Annotated in this window: 14 protein-coding genes; 6 read left to right on the top strand and 8 right to left on the bottom strand. The window is 48.3% G+C overall.

Annotation, left to right across the window (positions count from 1 at the left end):
• Positions 1-77: 77 nt before the first annotated feature.
• From glmM to rlmE, 4 genes are all read right to left on the bottom strand, one after another.
• Entirely contained in the window at positions 78-1,412 is a 1,335-nt protein-coding gene (gene glmM / locus NFHSH190041_RS04375; protein ID WP_261924082.1) for a phosphoglucosamine mutase, read from the bottom strand.
• A gap of 42 nt (positions 1,413-1,454) precedes the next feature.
• Positions 1,455-2,297, bottom strand: a complete 843-nt coding sequence (gene folP / locus NFHSH190041_RS04370; RefSeq protein ID WP_261925036.1) for a dihydropteroate synthase — start codon at positions 2,295-2,297, stop codon at positions 1,455-1,457.
• A 227-nt stretch (positions 2,298-2,524) separates the two neighbouring features.
• Positions 2,525-4,507 (bottom strand): ATP-dependent zinc metalloprotease FtsH, encoded by a 1,983-nt coding sequence (gene ftsH / locus NFHSH190041_RS04365; RefSeq protein ID WP_261924081.1) that lies wholly within the window; start codon positions 4,505-4,507, stop codon positions 2,525-2,527.
• Between the two features lie 32 nt (positions 4,508-4,539).
• Positions 4,540-5,169: a 23S rRNA (uridine(2552)-2'-O)-methyltransferase RlmE gene (rlmE, locus tag NFHSH190041_RS04360; RefSeq protein WP_261924080.1), complete on the bottom strand. Its 630-nt coding sequence runs from the start codon at positions 5,167-5,169 to the stop codon at positions 4,540-4,542.
• A gap of 91 nt (positions 5,170-5,260) precedes the next feature.
• On the opposite strand from rlmE, the gene yhbY reads away from it, so the two are divergent.
• A complete protein-coding gene (gene yhbY, locus NFHSH190041_RS04355) occupies positions 5,261-5,560 on the top strand; it encodes a ribosome assembly RNA-binding protein YhbY (RefSeq protein WP_261924079.1) in 300 nt (99 codons plus the stop codon).
• A gap of 87 nt (positions 5,561-5,647) precedes the next feature.
• Here the strand turns inward: yhbY and greA are convergent, their stop codons facing one another.
• Positions 5,648-6,124, bottom strand: coding sequence for a transcription elongation factor GreA (gene greA / locus NFHSH190041_RS04350; RefSeq protein WP_261924078.1), 477 nt, complete (start codon positions 6,122-6,124; stop codon positions 5,648-5,650).
• A 481-nt stretch (positions 6,125-6,605) separates the two neighbouring features.
• On the opposite strand from greA, the gene NFHSH190041_RS04345 reads away from it, so the two are divergent.
• The 4 genes from NFHSH190041_RS04345 (at position 6,606) to NFHSH190041_RS04330 (ending at position 11,808) form a co-directional block, all read left to right on the top strand.
• The gene (locus tag NFHSH190041_RS04345; RefSeq protein ID WP_261924077.1) at positions 6,606-7,361 is read left to right on the top strand and encodes a DMT family transporter; all 756 of its coding nucleotides are present in this window, start codon (positions 6,606-6,608) and stop codon (positions 7,359-7,361) included.
• On the top strand, positions 7,319-7,480 hold the full coding sequence (locus tag NFHSH190041_RS04340) for a hypothetical protein (protein ID WP_261924076.1): 162 nt from the start codon (positions 7,319-7,321) through the stop codon (positions 7,478-7,480). The genes NFHSH190041_RS04345 and NFHSH190041_RS04340 overlap by 43 nt, the downstream gene beginning before the upstream one ends.
• A 619-nt stretch (positions 7,481-8,099) precedes the next feature.
• The gene (locus NFHSH190041_RS04335; protein ID WP_261924075.1) at positions 8,100-10,466 is read left to right on the top strand and encodes a phosphoketolase family protein; all 2,367 of its coding nucleotides are present in this window, start codon (positions 8,100-8,102) and stop codon (positions 10,464-10,466) included.
• A 349-nt stretch (positions 10,467-10,815) separates the two neighbouring features.
• A complete protein-coding gene (locus NFHSH190041_RS04330) occupies positions 10,816-11,808 on the top strand; it encodes a nucleoside hydrolase (protein WP_261924074.1) in 993 nt (330 codons plus the stop codon).
• 73 nt (positions 11,809-11,881) lie between these two features.
• Here NFHSH190041_RS04330 and NFHSH190041_RS04325 read toward each other — a convergent pair whose 3' ends face one another.
• A complete protein-coding gene (locus tag NFHSH190041_RS04325; protein ID WP_261924073.1) occupies positions 11,882-12,526 on the bottom strand; it encodes a LysE family translocator in 645 nt (214 codons plus the stop codon).
• 173 nt (positions 12,527-12,699) lie between these two features.
• On the opposite strand from NFHSH190041_RS04325, the gene NFHSH190041_RS04320 reads away from it, so the two are divergent.
• A complete protein-coding gene (locus tag NFHSH190041_RS04320; protein WP_261924072.1) occupies positions 12,700-13,098 on the top strand; it encodes an SMI1/KNR4 family protein in 399 nt (132 codons plus the stop codon).
• A gap of 380 nt (positions 13,099-13,478) precedes the next feature.
• On the opposite strand, the gene carB is transcribed toward NFHSH190041_RS04320, so the two are convergent.
• Together carB and carA are read right to left on the bottom strand one after the other, a co-directional pair.
• Positions 13,479-16,703, bottom strand: coding sequence for a carbamoyl-phosphate synthase large subunit (carB, locus tag NFHSH190041_RS04310; RefSeq protein ID WP_261924070.1), 3,225 nt, complete (start codon positions 16,701-16,703; stop codon positions 13,479-13,481).
• A gap of 23 nt (positions 16,704-16,726) precedes the next feature.
• The gene (gene carA / locus NFHSH190041_RS04305; protein ID WP_261924069.1) at positions 16,727-17,872 is read right to left on the bottom strand and encodes a glutamine-hydrolyzing carbamoyl-phosphate synthase small subunit; all 1,146 of its coding nucleotides are present in this window, start codon (positions 17,870-17,872) and stop codon (positions 16,727-16,729) included.

Here is a 17,872-nt window from a genome sequence, read left to right as displayed (position 1 = left end):
CTTTTATTGCCTTTCGCGACATAACGGCGAAAATCTCACCGTTATATCGCGTAGCATCACACAAGCATATTGCCGCGTTATGCTGTTGCACTGCGAACGGCATCAGCAATTCGATTCGCTAGCTGAGTCACTGTATCGCGATCTTCACCTTCAACCATTACTCGCAGCAGTGGCTCTGTGCCTGATTTACGCAGTAAAACACGCCCAGTTTCACCCAACTCGGCTTCCACCGCCTCTTTCGCAGCAATCACGTCAGGATGCAGCAATGGATCATCCTGTCCTTCAAAACGGACATTCACAAGCACTTGCGGGAACATGGTCAGCCCTGCGGTCATCTCTTCAAAGACTTTTTGTTGCCGCTGCATAGCTGCCAGCACCAAAATACCAGCCACGATCCCATCGCCGGTTGTGCCATGGTCTAAGTCCAAAATATGACCAGAATTTTCGCCGCCAATACGCCAGCCTTTTTCTTTCAGCAATTCCATCACATAGCGATCGCCCACTTTAGAGCGAGCAAATGGAATACCTTTTGCGTTCAGCGCCAGCTCCAACCCCAAATTGGACATCAAGGTGCCCACAACACCACCTTTAAGCTGACCGCGCTGCTGGGCATCAGAGGCCAGAATATAAAGTACTTGATCGCCATCAACGACATTGCCATGACGATCCACCATCATGATGCGATCGCCGTCACCATCCAGAGCAATACCCAGATTAGCTTGGTGCTCCACTACCGCAGCACTGATGGCCCCCATAGATGTGGCGCCAACATTATCATTAATATTGATCCCATTGGGCTTAACACCAATGGCGACAACCTCAGCCCCCAATTCCCGAAATACGCTCGGGGCAATGTGATAAGTTGCACCATGGGCGCAATCCACCACAATTTTTAAGCCTTCAAGGGTCTGATCCGCAGGGAAGTTACCCTTGCAATACTCAATATAACGTCCAGCGGCATCCTCAATACGAGACACTTTCCCCAACAATTGGGATTCCACACAGGTCAACGGTTTTTCCAATTCAGCTTCAATGGCTAATTCAACAGCATCGTCTAACTTACTGCCATCGGTGGAGAAAAACTTAATGCCATTATCATAATAAGGATTATGAGATGCACTGATCACCACCCCAGCTTCAGCCCGGAAAGTCCGAGTCAAATAAGCAACCGCCGGCGTCGGCATTGGTCCCATCAGCATCACATTTAATCCCGCGGCAGACAAACCAGCTTCAAGGGCAGACTCAAACAGATAGCCGGAAATGCGGGTATCTTTACCGATGATAACTTTACGCGTACCGGCCCGACTCAACACCCTGCCTGCGGCCCAACCCAGTTTCAATGCTAATTCTGGCGTCATTTTACCCGCGCCAACTTTTCCCCGAACGCCGTCCGTGCCAAAAAACTTTCTCATTATTCAATCCTTACCACTTGCTGCTTGTGATAGTGTGTATCATTAATCATTGCGGCGCTGCTGCTTACAGGCCTGAAAAACTTCAACCATATTGCAGGTTTGTGCCACATCGTGAACCCGAATAATATGAGCTCCTAGTTGCAACGCCTGCATCGCACCGGCCAAGCTGCCTGCGAGGCAATCTTTCGGTGCACGACCCAGTAAGTTGCCGATCATACTCTTTCTTGACAATCCTATCAGCAAAGGCAGCGCCATTTGGTGGAATCTATCCAAATTCGCTAACAACTGGTAGTTATGCTCCAAGGTCTTACCAAAGCCAAAACCAACATCCAGTAGCAAGTGTTCTCGAGAAATACCCGCTGCAATACAAGCCTCAACACGAGCATGTAAAAACGCTTCAACTTCATCCAGTACATTGTTATATAGCGGCGCCGCTTGCATTGAATCCGGTTGCCCCTGCATATGCATCAAGCAGACCGGCACATTCAATTCAGCTGCAGCCTGTAAAGCTCCTGGCTCTTGCAATGCCCTCACATCATTGATGAGATGCGCACCGGCAGCCACAGCTTGACGCATCACCTCAGCTTTACTGGTATCAACAGAAATCCACACATCGTGGTTGGCGACAACGTATTTAACGAGTGGGATAACCCGGGCCAACTCTTCACTCAGACTCACTTCGGCGGCGCCAGGACGAGTTGACTCACCACCAATATCAATAATACCTGCGCCTTGAGCCACCATTTCATCAGCATGCCGACAAGCAGCTTCAAATGCAGCAAAATCCCCACCATCAGAAAATGAATCCGGGGTGACATTTAAAATCCCCATCACCACAGGTTTATCCAATAACAAGGTTTTACCGTGCGCGGTTAATCGATACATATTCATTACCCTACACTCCCGTTCCAGTGATGGCTTATCAGCTCACTACAACGCTATAAATTTATCCGCCCGTTTGAGCAGCACTTTTCCTGATAATTGAGTAAGACGCAACTGACATTGCATCTTACCAATCCCACAAAACTCGATTGGCACCAAACGGTAAAAACAAGAAAACCCCATTACGGGGTTTTCTTTTCAATGACTACGCTATGGCACCAGCGCAATACTTATTTTGCTGGCGTTTCGCCCGGCGCTTTGATGTCTGATTCAGGAACATCAGTATTCGCGACTTCAGCTTCTTCAACAGTCACATCCTGCTGACCACCTTGAGATGAACCATTGTGGTTACTATTGTTGTTGTCATCCTGCCAATCTGCAGGTGGACGCACATCACGACGCGCCATCAAATCTTTAATCTGAGGAGAATCAATGGTTTCGTACTTCATCAAGGCATCTTTCATTGCATGCAGAATATCCATGTTATCCGTCAGGATCTGCTTAGTGCGCTGATAGTTGCGGTCAATGATAACCTTAATTTCAGAGTCAATAATCGCAGCTGTCTCATCTGACATATGCTTTGATTTTGCCATAGAGCGACCGAGAAACACCTCGCCTTCTTCTTCAGCGTACAACAAAGGTCCAAGTCTTTCAGAGAAGCCCCATTGGGTCACCATATTACGGGCAATGGATGTCGCATACTTGATATCCTGTGATGCACCGGTAGATACCGCTTCTTCACCGAAAATAAGCTCTTCTGCCATCCGGCCACCATAGGCAACAGAAATCTGACACTCCAATTTCCGGCGACTCTGACTCACGGCATCCGCTTCTGGCAAAAAGAACGTTACCCCCAAGGCTCGGCCGCGAGGAATAATTGTCACTTTATGCACAGGATCATGTTCTGGCATCAGATAACCCACAATCGCGTGACCTGCTTCGTGGTAAGCCGTCATCAGTTTGTCATCTTCAGACATCACCATGGAGCGACGTTCAGCCCCCATCATGATCTTATCTTTCGCCCGCTCAAACTCTTCCATGCCCACAACTTTACGGTTACCACGAGCTGCAAACAATGCCGCTTCGTTAACCAAGTTAGCCAAGTCAGCACCAGAGAAACCTGGTGTACCACGGGCAATAACACTGGCCTTAACATCATCACCGATAGGCACTTTACGCATATGCACTTTCAGGATCTGTTCACGGCCACGCACATCCGGCAGACCAACAACAACCTGGCGGTCGAAACGTCCCGGACGCAGCAAAGCGGCATCCAACACATCCGGACGGTTAGTTGCAGCGATAACGATAATACCTTCGTTACCTTCAAAACCGTCCATTTCAACCAGCATCTGGTTCAGGGTTTGCTCACGCTCATCATGACCGCCGCCCAGACCGGCACCACGCTGACGACCAACCGCATCGATTTCATCAATAAAGATGATACATGGAGCAGATTTTTTGGCCTGTTCAAACATGTCACGGACACGGGAAGCCCCCACACCCACAAACATTTCCACAAAATCAGAACCTGAAATAGTGAAAAACGGTACCTTTGCTTCACCGGCAATAGCTTTTGCCAACAAAGTCTTACCTGTACCTGGAGGACCAACCATCAACACACCTGTCGGAATACGACCACCGAGGCGCTGGAACTTGGTCGGATCACGCAGGTAATCCACCAATTCTTTCACTTCCTCTTTGGCTTCATCACAGCCAGCCACGTCAACAAAAGTGGTTTTAATCTGGTCTTCGCTCATCAATTTGGCTTTACTCTTACCAAACGACATCGCGCCCTTACCACCGCCGCCTTGCATCTGGCGCATGAAGAAAATCCATACCCCGATCAGCAGCAGCATTGGGAACCATGAGATAAAGATTTGTGTCAGGAATCCGGATTCCTCGGCTTCCTGGCCTTTGACTTTAACGCCCTTGGCCAGCAGGTCATTGATCAAATCACGATCATAGATAGGCATGATAGTCGTGAACTTTTCACCACTTTTCAGCGTGCCGTTAATCGTGCGCTGATCCGCCTTAAAATCTACGGTTGCTACCTGATTTTTTTCCACATCCTGTACAAACGCTGAATAGTCCATCTTCGACGCTGAGGACGACGAAGGGGAATAACCCTGGAATACAGTCATCAGCACCACGGCGATGACTACCCAGAGTATTAGATTTTTTGCCATGTCACTCAAATTCTTAGACCCCATTTCAAAGTCTTGCAATAACTAACGGTAGGTTACTACAACTTATACCCTGTCGCCACCAGATACACTTCCCGAGAACGAGGACGTGATGAATCCGGCTTTCTGGTCTTGACAGTCTTGAAAGCCGCTCGCACTGCCTTCATATACTCATCAAATCCCTCTCCCTGAAATACTTTAACGGCAAAGCTGCCATTAGGTGCCAATACTTGGTGACACATATCTAACGCCAACTCAACCAAATACATAGCGCGAGGCTGATCCACGCCATCTGTACCACTCATATTAGGCGCCATATCAGATAGCACCACATCAACTTTATCATCACCAACCCGGATCAGCAGCGCTTCCAGAACCTTGTCTTCACGGAAGTCTCCCTGCAAAAAATCGACCCCAACGATTGGGTCCATCGGTAAAATGTCACAGGCAACAACCTTGCCTTTTTCTCCCACCAATTTCACCGCGACTTGGGACCAACCACCGGGCGCAGCACCGAGATCCACAACGGTCATGCCCTGTTTTATCAACTGGTCTTTTTGCTGCAGTTCTTCCAGCTTAAAAGCTGCTCGAGATCTAAGTCCCCGTTTTTGGGCCAATTTCACATAATGATCATCGAAGTGTTCCTGCATCCAACGGGTGGAGCTGGCTGAACGTTTTTTACCTGACATCTAAATTCCGCAACAATTGTGAGTTACACCTAAACCTATATGAGGGTAGAATACCCGTTTTTCAACGGTAACTCAGTAAAAGTTGGTATAAATGAACCTGACAACCAAACAGAAACAGTACCTCAAAGGTCTGGCACATAATTTAAAGCCAGTGGTGCTGCTTGGTGCCAATGGCCTGACTGAAGGTGTACTGGCTGAAATCGACAACGCCCTAGCTCATCATGAATTAATCAAAGTTAAGGTGCCTACCACTGACCGTGAGGTCAAACTGGCTATTGTCGAGGCCATCGTACGGGAAACAGGTGCAGTAAACGTCCAACTTATCGGACATAACGCTGTGCTGTTCCGTCAGTCTGAAGAGATGAAAATCGCGCTGCCTAAAGCCCGTTAATGCATCCGCATCAGCCTGTTTCAATCAGGCAATAAAAAAGCCGCTCATTGAGCGGCCTTTTTGTAACTTACGAAAATGAAACCAAGATTAAATATATTCTACAGCAACAATTTCATAGTCAGTGATCCCACCAGGTGTTTGGATACTGACTTCATCCCCTTCATTTTTACCGATAAGTCCACGGGCAATCGGTGAATTAACTGAAATCAAATTTTCTTTGATGTTCGCTTCATCATCGCCCACGATGCGGTAAGTCATCTCATCTTCAGAGTCCAAATTCATAATGGTCACTGTTACGCCAAAAATCACTTTGCCGCTATTATCCATTTTGGTGACATCAATCACCTGCGCATTAGACAGCTTGCCTTCAATATCGCGGATACGGGCTTCACAAATACCCTGCTCTTCACGGGCAGCATGATATTCAGCATTTTCTTTCAGATCCCCAAGTTCACGGGCCGTTGCGATGGCTTCAGAGATTTTAGGGCGGCGCTCAAATTTCAGCATATCCAGCTCTTTGCGCAGTTGATCGGCACCGACCACTGTCATTGGAACCTTATTCATAATTCTCTTTCATCTCCTGTAAAACAAAAGCAGCCCGTGCAGACCTTAAGGCCCACACAGCTTATTATCGGATGAGATTGCGCCTGAACGCGCACAAGACACCACTTTCAGATATGCCGTACAGCTTACCTAAGCCCGTTAAATTACACCAGATCAGCCGGTAAATTTATTGCTACAGACCCAGTTACCATTAGCATGAGTTCTCACAACTAAGCAACGACTTACATTGACTCAAGTTGTTGAAATACCTATCTCAGTCGCCATTTTAGCAAAATAACTCAGACTATATCGTTTATCCCTATCAGTGCGTTGACTAACGACATCTCCGCCCCAAGATCCAAACAAAACCTAAAAGCTGCGATACTAAGGCAATTTCAACATAGCTCTTACCATGCCAAATCGAACTGAAATCAATTATGTGACAACTTGTAAAGCTATAGCGGTGAGGATATAACAGGCCTTTTGCTAATGGTAAACATGAATGACTGACACCCAACGCGGCCTAATGCTGGCTTTCACTGGCATCATTATCCTAAGTCTTGACAGTCTGATGGTAAAACTGGTCGCCGCTGCTCCTTTGGATTTACTGTTTTGGCGCGGTGCCATGCAAGCCGGCTGTTTATGCAGCTATTTACTGATATTTGACCGTCAACAGTTAAGTAAACAATTACGTCAATTAAATCCACTGACAATTACAGTCAGCCTGTTATTTGCCGCATCCAGTATCTGCTTTATTGAGGCTTTGGCTCACACACCCGTCACCAGTACCTTAGTGATCATCAATACCGCCCCATTATTTACCGCCATCATTGCATTTATCTTTTTGCGGGAAAAATTACCGCTCTATTCTGTACTGGCGATTGCGGCAACAGTCGGTGGCGTCTGGATCATTTTTTCCCATGCCCCGGGAGAAAGTCAGTTAAAAGGGGATTTATATGCCTTGGTAACAGCGCTATCAACTGCCGTATATTTGGTTTCAATGCGCTTTACCCAAGGAAAAAATACAGCAGCGCTGATCATCATGGCCGGGATATTTATTGCACTGTTTGCTCTCGCAGCCGGTGCAACACCAAGCCATGTGCAAGGTAAACACCTATTATTTGCTATTTTTCTTGGTGGTGTTGTCGTACCTGTATCATATATGTTTATCTCCAATGCCCCCGCTATATACCTGCGGCCCAAACCGGACTTATTTTGCTGCTGGAGATCTTTCTCGGGCCATTATTTGTCTACTTAGCCTTGGGCGATAAACCTTCCAATATGGATATCCTCGGCGGGTTACTGGTGTTAGTCACCCTAACGCTGCATACCCTGTGGAAATTGCATCTCACCCGGCGTCAGCGGCCATTAAAGTAAGCTACCGCCCAGTAATTGTTGGAATGTGATGAGGCGATTAACAGATGAATTATTCATCATGGCATAGCCATCTGAGTCTCATTATCGGGTGAATAGCAAACAAACGCCTTAGCAAAAAATAGCAACTTAATCGGCAATATTTCACTATGTAGCCATGCTAAGGCGTAATCACAGTACGGCTAAATTCCGCCATTTATTCCCCAATACCGGCAATATTTCACGTATTTCTCAGGTAACTTTCCTGCCAGCACCAGTTTTAACACGGCTATCTGTCACTTTCTCTCACAATAAATACCGATCTAACTCACAGTTTTTGTTTTTGTGTATCTAGATGAAATTTTTTTTCAAAAATTAATTCCAGCATTACATCAGCTTCATCTTAAACAAATGACAAACCTTGCTACATATGGCTTTACCGATGAAACAAGCGTAAATGAATAGCGAATTATTTGGCTTAAATTTCGGCATAACTACGCATTTTGTGCATAATTTTATCACTTCGGTCGAAATTCCAGTTCCCAAATTTGGAGATTGGACACGTTTTTGTAATAAAACTACAAATATAGTGATTAGCAAGCAACGAAATTTAATTTGTCTTTTGTGCAAGTCGAGGCCCGTTATGACACAACAGCATGAGATCACCGCACTGAAAAAATTTGTCAGAGCAACCAACTTCCTGGCTACCTCTCAAATTTATCTGAAGCAGAATGTTCTGCATAAGCGTCCACTGAGCCACAGTGATATTAAACCCAGACTGCTGGGTCACTGGGGTACCTGCCCCGGCATTAACTTTGTTTATGCCAACGTAAACCGACTCATTACCAAGCACAAACGTCCGTTCCTGTATCTGGTCGGTCCTGGTCACGGTTTCCCTGCAGTACAAGCAAACTTGTTTATGGAAGGTTCTCTGAGCCACTACTACCCAGAAACAATTCCATACAATGAAACCGGTATCGAAGATATCTGCCGTAAATTCTCTGCCGCTTATGGCTATCCATCCCACGCTAACCCTGAAGCCCCTGGCCAAATTCTGGAAGGTGGTGAACTGGGTTACTCCCTGTCTGTAGGTTGGGGCGCGGTACTGGATAACCCTGATTTGATCGCCACTGTACTGGTGGGTGATGGTGAATCAGAAACCGGTCCACTGGCTGCTTCTTGGTATGCAAACCGTCTGGTTGACCCTGCAACCTGTGGTGCCGTTCTGCCAATCGTTCACATCAACGGCTACAAAATTTCTGGCCCAACCCGCATGGGTCGTATGAGCCATGAAGAGTTGGATCTGGAATTCCGTGGTCTGGGCTACTACCCAATCATTGTGGATGATCAAATGGAAGAAGATATCTATGAGCAGATGACTGCTGCAATGGATACCGCTTACACCATGATCACCGACATTCAGACCCGTGCCCGTAACGGTGAAGATGTCGTCAAACCACGCTGGCCAGTTATTCTGATGCGCACCGCAAAAGGCTGGACTGGTGTTAAAGATTACGATGGCAAAAAACTGGAAGGCAACTGTGACTCCCACCAAGTTATCGTAAACAAGTGTGCCACTGACAAAGGTCATCTGGCGGCACTGGATACTTGGCTGGCAAGCTATAAGTTCCATGAACTGTACCAACAGGATGAAAACGGTCATCTAACCTTTGATGCTGATATCCAAAGCCTGCTCCCACCAAAAGAATTGTGCTGTGGTCGTCAACACCTGGCATACGGTGGTGAAGTGGTTCGCGCCCTGACTAACCCAGATCTGACCAAACTGGCTTATGGCCCAGAAACACCACGTGGTCACCGCGGTTACTCCATGTTCAAAATGGGTGAATGGATGCGTGATGCATTCAAACTGAACCGTGACCAAAGAAATCTGCGTATCTTCAGCCCAGATGAAACTTACTCAAACCAGCTGCAAGCTGTATTTGAAGAAACTGACCGTGCATGGCAATGGCCTATCGAAAGCTGGGATACTGACATGGCTCGTGATGGCCGTGTGATTGAACTGCTGTCCGAAAACCTGCTGTTCGGTATGATGCATGGTTACACCGTAACCGGCCGCCACGGTATGTTCCCAACCTATGAGTCTTTCTCTCAGGTTGTCTCTTCCATGGCTGACCAATACTGTAAATATGTTTATGCCAGCCAAGGTGTACACTTCCGTAAGCCGCTGCCAAGCTGCAACGTAGTACTGTCTTCTCTGCTGGAACGCCAGGATCACAATGGTTATTCTCACCAGAATCCATCATTCCTCGGCGCTATGCTGGAAAAACATCCAGATATTATCTCAGCTTATCTGCCTGCTGACGGTAACAGCACACTGGTATACACAGAAAAAGCTTATGCTGACCGCGATAAGATGAATATTCTGGTTGCCGGTAAGAAAGAACTGCCACAGTGGCTAACACTGGAAGAAGCGCGTCGCCAAGCGAAAGACGGTATCATGGTGTGGGATTTTGCTTCTGATGAAAATCCTGATGTAGTACTGGCAGGTTGTGGTGACTATGTTACTCAGGAATGTATGGCCGCACTGGTGCTTATCCGTGAGCTGCTGCCAAAAGTTCGCGTTCGCTTCGTCAGTGTTTCTGAGCTACACAGCTCAGGCCTGGGTAGCCGTGAATTCCAGAAACAACCATGGCGTATGGATGAAATCTTCACTGAAGACAAAGGTGTAGTATTCAACTACCACGGTTATCCAAACACCATTAAGAAACTGGTATTTGACTACAAAGGCAACCGCCGCTTCCGCATCAAAGGTTATGAGGAAGAAGGTTCAACTACCACACCATTCGATATGGGTGTACGTAACGGCACTTCTCGTTACCACCTGGTTATCGACATGGCCTACAAACTGTTCCAGCAAGGTGTGATTGATGAAACTGCTCACGTAGCACTCACCACTGACATGCTGCAACGTCTGGTAGACCATAAAAACTACATCAAAGCCAATGGTGTAGACCCTGAATACATCGAAAACTGGATTTGGACCCGTTAATCGCTGTTTTCAATACTGCTACTAAGCCCCGCCCAGTGCGGGGCTTTTCCTATATAGGGCAAATGCCATAACCAACGCCACAAGATATACCCGTTCAAAATCAACAGCCTCAGCACTAAAACCAGATATTGGCATGCTGCGCGATATACTTTTCTTGCAAGATACTATGGTGAGTACCAAATTTTTTAATCATTGCTCGGTTGCTGCAGGAACTTAGCTCAGCCCCAAGTGCTGCAAACACACACCAGATAAACAGCAAGCGCCTAACAATCCAACTCGATCACAATCATATCGTCATGTTCAGGGTACACTCAGAAAAGATCATACCGAGTGGATATATCCTAACCCTATGCACAATAAAATTATTCTTGATACCGACCCCGGCATTGATGATGCTATGGCGATTCTCTTTGCCCAAGCCCATCCCCAAATTGAACTTATGGGGATCACCACGGTATACGGTAATGCCACGGTGGAAAATGCCACCCGTAATGCCCAATATTTAAAAGCGCGTTTTGCGGGAGATTACCCTATCGCCATGGGGACTGACCGCCCCCTCGTCAAGCCCGGTAATGGCCCAACCGTCATTGTTCATGGCGAAAGCGGCTTTGGGGATTTACAGATCCCACCCCAAACCGATATCCCAATCGATCCCCGCCCGGCACACCAATTTATTATTGATATGGTAAAAGCTCATCCCGGAGAGATTACGCTTGTCGCCGTCGGCCCATTAACCAACCTCGCGCTGGCATTGCAAACCGAGCCACAGATTACCCAGTGGGTAAAACAAGTGGTCATCATGGGCGGCGCTTTTGGTGAGCATGGTCATCGGGGTAATGTCACCCCGGTAGCAGAAGCTAATATTCATGACGATCCCCATGCTGCGGATAGGGTATTTACTGCCAACTGGCCTGTTGTGATTATTGGATTAGATGTTACCCAGCAAAGTTTTTTCTCTGGTCACTATCTTGACAATCTGCGTGATACAGCAGGTGAAGCCGGCCGTTTTATCTATGATATCAGCCGTTATTATCTGAGGTTTTATGCCGAAAAATTGGGGCTGGATGGCTGCCATGTTCATGACCCATCAGCCATTGCCTATGTGATAAACCCACATTTATTTACCCTTAGACAAGGTCCTGTGCGGGTTGTATTACAGGGGTGCGCTGAAGGCATGACACTGCAAAAGTTTGATAGTCACAATTATCCAAATAACAGCTGGGATACTCCGGCGCAGCAGGTAGCAATCAAGGTTGATAATCACGCGCTGCTGCAATTATACCGTGAAACCATTGAAGCTTTTGGTCATCATCTGGCTAGCAGCAAAAGTCGACCCAATTAGCACGGATATACAATTATCAACATGGTGATTGATATCAGCCCTGTCAGCGCTGACTGATAGGGCTCAATTACTATTAGTTAGGCACGACAATCTGCGCGCTAAGTAACCACAGTGCAAGCAGTACAAATACCCCGCCCATCACCTTATTCTGATAGCGGCGAAATTTAGGCTGATTCAACAGCGCCTGCCCTACAGAGCCAACGGCTGCCACTAAAATCAAATTAAACAGCAAGCCTGCGATATTCAACAGCAGACCCAATACCAGCATTTGCTCACCGGAAGATGCCGCCACATGCGTTGACACAAACTGGGGCAAAAACAGTACAAAAAACAGTAATGCCTTAGGATTTAGCAGATTGCTAAATACTGCCCGGCGATACAGCTGACGGGCTAAATCTCTTGCAGGAGCGAGCGTTTCTGCCTCGGCCACATCACCCTGACGTAGACATCCCCAGCCTAAACGCAGCAGATAAGCGGCGCCGACTAAACGTAAAATCTCTAGCGTCACCGGGCTCATGGCAACCAGAGCGGATACCCCCATCGCGGCTAAGAGTGTCAGGATCACCCCCGAAGTGGCATTGCCCATACTGGCCCATACCCCAACTCGGCGACCATAGCTCAAACTGGCAGAAGTGATCAACAACATATCTGGGCCAGGGATCAATAAAAGTGCCATAACTGCAGTGAGATACAGCGGCAAAACTGATACATCAATCATTCATTCAACATCATGAAGAAAATTCAGAGGCGGCATTGTAGAACAAAGCGCTAAACAAGACCATGATCCGCACAGGATCCAGCCATTCACAACCCGGTTTTCACCCCATTAGCCAAATACTGACGGATACAAACTGGTAAAATCCCATCTGCCATTCATGCCATAAAAATAAGATGGAATACGTAATCAAACCCACAGGCGCCAATAACGCCGAGATCCGTAAGATAGAAAAGCGATTTGATGTGAGCTTACCCGATGAGTTCTTTGCCTGGTGGGCACACAGCAATGGTGCGGATATATACTTTGGCTTCAAAGAACTACAGTTTTTTTCCGTCACAGAGATTGTGCAAGATACACCATTCAACCTTGCACACTATATGCCCCACGCCATCCCCATCTGTATGGATGGTAACGGCAATATTTGTGTCGCTAAGGTTGAGCAACGACATATTGTAGCTTATTACCTTGCCAGTTGCGGAAGCCTAGGCTGGGATAATGCCAAATACATCGCCTCTTCTCTAACAGAACTCATAAATGCACCATCGGCGCCGGAAACACTGTTATACAGCTAACCCGTTTTAAGCCCTTACTATCAAGATCACAACACCGCCGGAGCTGCTAGGGTCTGTTGACCTTTCAAGTTTGTTTTTGCAGCGATTTGAGGATGCTTTATACAAGGCAGAGGCTTTGATAGGTAGTTTCATTACCTGATAAGCCGATAACGCAGTAGAAAGGTGCCTCAAACGCTGCCCGCAGGGGTCGGCTAAAAGCGTTTTACGCTTTGTTGAGCGGTTCTTGCTTAGAATAACTAGGCAGCAAACCACTCGGCGCGATTAAAACGCTTTTATCTCGAACGAAATTTAATCATAAACGGTTAACAGCCCCTGGTAAGAGTGCATAAAAAAGGCCGCAATGATATTGCGGCCTTTTCGGGTCTAGTGGGAGTTTGTTATTAGCTGCGCTTAATGCGCTGATGCAGCTCCTGCACAGAATTTACCTTACTGCGATCATCAGATGTCGATGCCATACAGGTCGCAAATGCCGCATTCAAGGTTGTGGTGTACTGCACCTTGTAGCGTAAAGCGCCACCCCGTAGCTGACGAGAGTCAGAAATCGCCTGACGTCCTTCAGTGGTGTTAACAATATAGGTGTACTCACCGTTTTTGATACGGTCCAGAATATGCGGCCGGCCTTCATGTACCTTATTAACCAAACGAGGGTTAATTCCGGCTTCACCCAACACCACAGCCGTGCCGTGGGTTGCGTCCAGCTCATAGCCCAGCTCTGCCAGCTTAGCGGCCAGATCCGCCACTCGCCCTTTATCACTGTCACGAACAGACAATAATGCACGGCCTTTTTTCGGAATATCCTTTACCGAGCCCAGCTGCGCCTTGGCATAGGCTTCAGCGAAAGTATCACCAACCCCCATCACCTCGCCGGTTGAGCGCATTTCGGGGCCAAGTAGCGGGTCAACACCCGGGAACTTATTAAATGGCAGAACCACTTCTTTCACCGAATAGTAAGGTGGAATAACCTCTTCGGTGAACTGCTGTTCAATCAGAGATTTGCCCACCATTACCCGGGCAGCAATCTTGGCCAGCGGTACGCCAGTAGCCTTGGACACGAATGGCACGGTACGGGCAGCACGGGGGTTCACTTCAATCATATAGATTTCGTTATTTTTCACCGCGAACTGTACGTTCATCAGCCCCACAACGCCCAGCTCGAAGGCCAGCTTGCGAACCTGCTCGCGCATTTCGTCTTGAATTTGCTTGCTCAGCGTGTATGGCGGCAAAGAACAACCTGAATCACCTGAGTGAACCCCAGCCTGCTCGATATGTTCCATAATGGCGCCAACCACCACAGTTTTACCGTCACATACCGCATCAATGTCCACCTCGGTGGCATCATCTAAGAAACGGTCCAACAACACGGGAGAGGCATTAGATACGCTGACCGCTTCGTTGAAATAACGGCGTAAGTCCTGCTCGTCATAGACAATTTCCATCGCCCGGCCGCCCAGTACATAAGATGGCCGTACCACCAGTGGGTACCCAATACGCTCGGCAGAGACCACAGCGCCTTCGACTGTGGTCACAGTATCGTTTTCAGGCTGCTTCAGCCCCAAACGCTGCACCGCATGCTGGAAACGCTCACGGTCTTCAGCGCGGTCAATGGCATCCGGACTGGTACCGATAACAGGCACACCAGCCGCTTCCAAGGCGCGGGCCAGTTTCAGTGGTGTTTGACCACCGTACTGCACAATAACGCCTTTGGGCTGCTCAACCCGAACAATTTCCAGTACATCTTCCAGTGTGACTGGCTCAAAATACAGGCGGTCGGAAGTGTCATAGTCAGTGGAAACTGTCTCTGGGTTACAGTTAACCATAATGGTTTCGTAACCATCTTCGCGCAGTGCCAGCGCTGCATGAACACAGCAGTAATCGAACTCAATCCCCTGCCCAATACGGTTTGGCCCGCCACCCAATACCATAATCTTGTCACGGGTCGATGGGTTAGCCTCACACTCCTCCTCATAGGTGGAGTACATATAAGCTGTATCGGTAGAGAACTCCGCCGCGCAGGTATCCACCCGCTTGTATACCGGGAAGATTTGATGACGGTGGCGAGTCTTACGCAGCTCGTTTTCACTAATGCCCAGCAGTGTTGCCAAGCGGGCATCAGCAAAACCTTTACGCTTCAGTTGACGCAGTTGCCCCGCATCCAAGTTAGCCCAGCCCAACTCACGAACCCGGTTTTCCGACTTAATCAGATCTTCAATCTGCACCAGGAACCAAGGGTCAATATTGGTCAGCTTAAAAATGGCTTCCATGGACAGACCGGCGCGGAAAGCATCAGCAATGTACCAGATACGCTCAGCGCCCGGCTCTTTGAGCTCATGGCGAATACGCTGCAGGGCATCCGCCTCTTCCACATCAACAATCGGGTCTAACCCATTGCGCCCCACTTCCAATCCGCGCAAAGCTTTTTGCAATGATTCTTGGAAGGTACGGCCGATAGCCATCACTTCACCTACGGATTTCATCTGTGTGGTCAGACGGTCATTGGAGCCGGCAAACTTTTCAAAGTTAAAGCGTGGCACCTTGGTCACCACATAATCGATAGCAGGCTCGAACGATGCAGGGGTTTTACCACCGGTAATATCATTGGAAAGCTCATCCAGCGTAAACCCTACCGCCAGCTTGGCGGCGATTTTTGCAATCGGGAAGCCAGTCGCTTTAGATGCCAGCGCCGATGAACGAGATACCCGAGGGTTCATCTCAATAATCACCATACGGCCAGTTTTGGGGTTAATGCCGAACTGTACGTTGGAGCCGCCAGTTTCTACGCCGATTTCACGCAATACCGCCATCGAGGCGTTTCGCATGATTTGGTATTCTTTATCGGTTAACGTTTGAGCCGGCGCAACAGTAATAGAGTCACCGGTGTGAACCCCCATGGGGTCGAAGTTTTCAATGGCACAGACAATAATGCAGTTGTCATTGCGGTCGCGCACCACCTCCATCTCGTACTCTTTCCAACCGATCAGCGACTCGTCAATCAACAACTCATTGGTGGGTGACAAATCCAGTCCACTGCTACAAATTTCCTCAAATTCTTCCTTGTTGTAAGCGATACCGCCGCCTGAGCCGCCCATGGTAAAAGAAGGGCGGATAATGCAAGGGAATCCCACTTGATCCAATACGCCATAGGCCTCTTCCATCGTGTGGGCAATTCCAGCGCGGGGGCATTCCAAGCCAATTTTTTTCATCGCCGTATCAAAGCGGGATCTGTCTTCAGCCTTATCAATGGCATCGGCTGTCGCCCCGATCATCTCTACATTGAATTCTTCCAGTACCCCTTGACGTTCCAGTTCCAGCGCACAGTTCAGTGCCGTCTGACCGCCCATGGTCGGCAAAATCGCATCAGGACGTTCTTTGGCGATAATATTGCGCACCACTTCCCAGTGGATAGGCTCGATATAGGTGGCATCGGCCATTTCCGGGTCGGTCATAATCGTGGCCGGGTTGGAGTTCACCAGAATGACGCGGTACCCCTCTTCCCGCAGTGCTTTACAGGCTTGGGCACCTGAGTAGTCAAACTCACAGGCCTGACCAATCACAATTGGGCCAGCGCCCAGGATAAGGATACTTTGAATGTCTGTACGTTTTGGCATGGCTTACTTCTGCTCCGAATCTATTACTTGGCAATCTGACGGTAGTGTTCAATCAGTTCGATAAAGTGATCGAATAGCGGCGCACAATCGTGCGGTCCGGGGCTGGCTTCAGGGTGCCCCTGGAAGCTAAACGCCGGTTTATCCGTCAGATGGATCCCCTGCAATGAGCCATCAAAGAGGGACTTATGAGTCACCTTAATATTGGCAGGAAGCGTTGCTTCGTCAGCCGCAAAACCATGGTTCTGGCTGGTGATCATCACAGTGCCTTTGTCGATATCACCCACCGGATGGTTAGCCCCGTGGTGACCGAACTTCATCTTCTCGGTCTGAGCACCACTGGCCAATGCCAACAGCTGATGGCCAAGACAGATACCAAATACAGGGATGTCGGTGGTCAGAATTGCTTGAATCGTCGCGATAGCATAGTCACATGGCGCTGGGTCTCCAGGGCCATTGGAGAGGAAAATGCCATCGGGATTCATCGCCAGTACCTCACTGGCTGGGGTCGTTGCAGGCACGACTGTGACATCACAGCCCCGGTCGACCAACATACGCAGAATATTGGTTTTTACCCCATAGTCGTAGGCCACAACTTTGAATTTCAGCGCTTCTGCTGGGGTGTCGGCCGGCAAACCACCTTCTAAACGCCAACTGCCTTTGCGCCACTGATAAGCTGATTGCGTGGTCACTTCCTTGGCCAGATCCATTCCTTTCAGCCCCGGAAAATCCCTTGCTGCGGTCAGCGCTTTCGCCTCATCCATATCCCCCACCAGGATACAGCCCGCCTGAGCGCCTTTCTCACGCAAAATACGGGTTAGGCGGCGCGTATCAATATCCGCAATCCCCACAACGTTATTTGCTTTCAGATAATCGCTGAGGGATTGTTGGTTACGGAAGTTGCTCGCCAGCAGCGGCAGATCCCGGATAATCAAACCACAGGCATGCACACTGGCGGATTCTGTATCTTCTGAATTGGTACCGGTATTACCAATATGGGGGTAAGTTAAAGTGACAATTTGGCGGGAGTAAGAGGGGTCGGTTAATATTTCCTGGTAACCTGTCATGGAAGTGTTAAAAACCACCTCGCCAACAGCCATTCCATTAGCACCAATTGCAGTGCCGGTAAATATTGAACCATCTTCGAGTACAAGTAAGGCAGACTGTGTCAA

Origin of the sequence: Shewanella sp. NFH-SH190041 (assembly GCF_024363255.1) — a bacterium.
Classification (GTDB): Bacteria; Pseudomonadota; Gammaproteobacteria; order Enterobacterales; family Shewanellaceae; genus Shewanella.
This window is presented reverse-complemented; position numbering and strand designations above follow the sequence as displayed.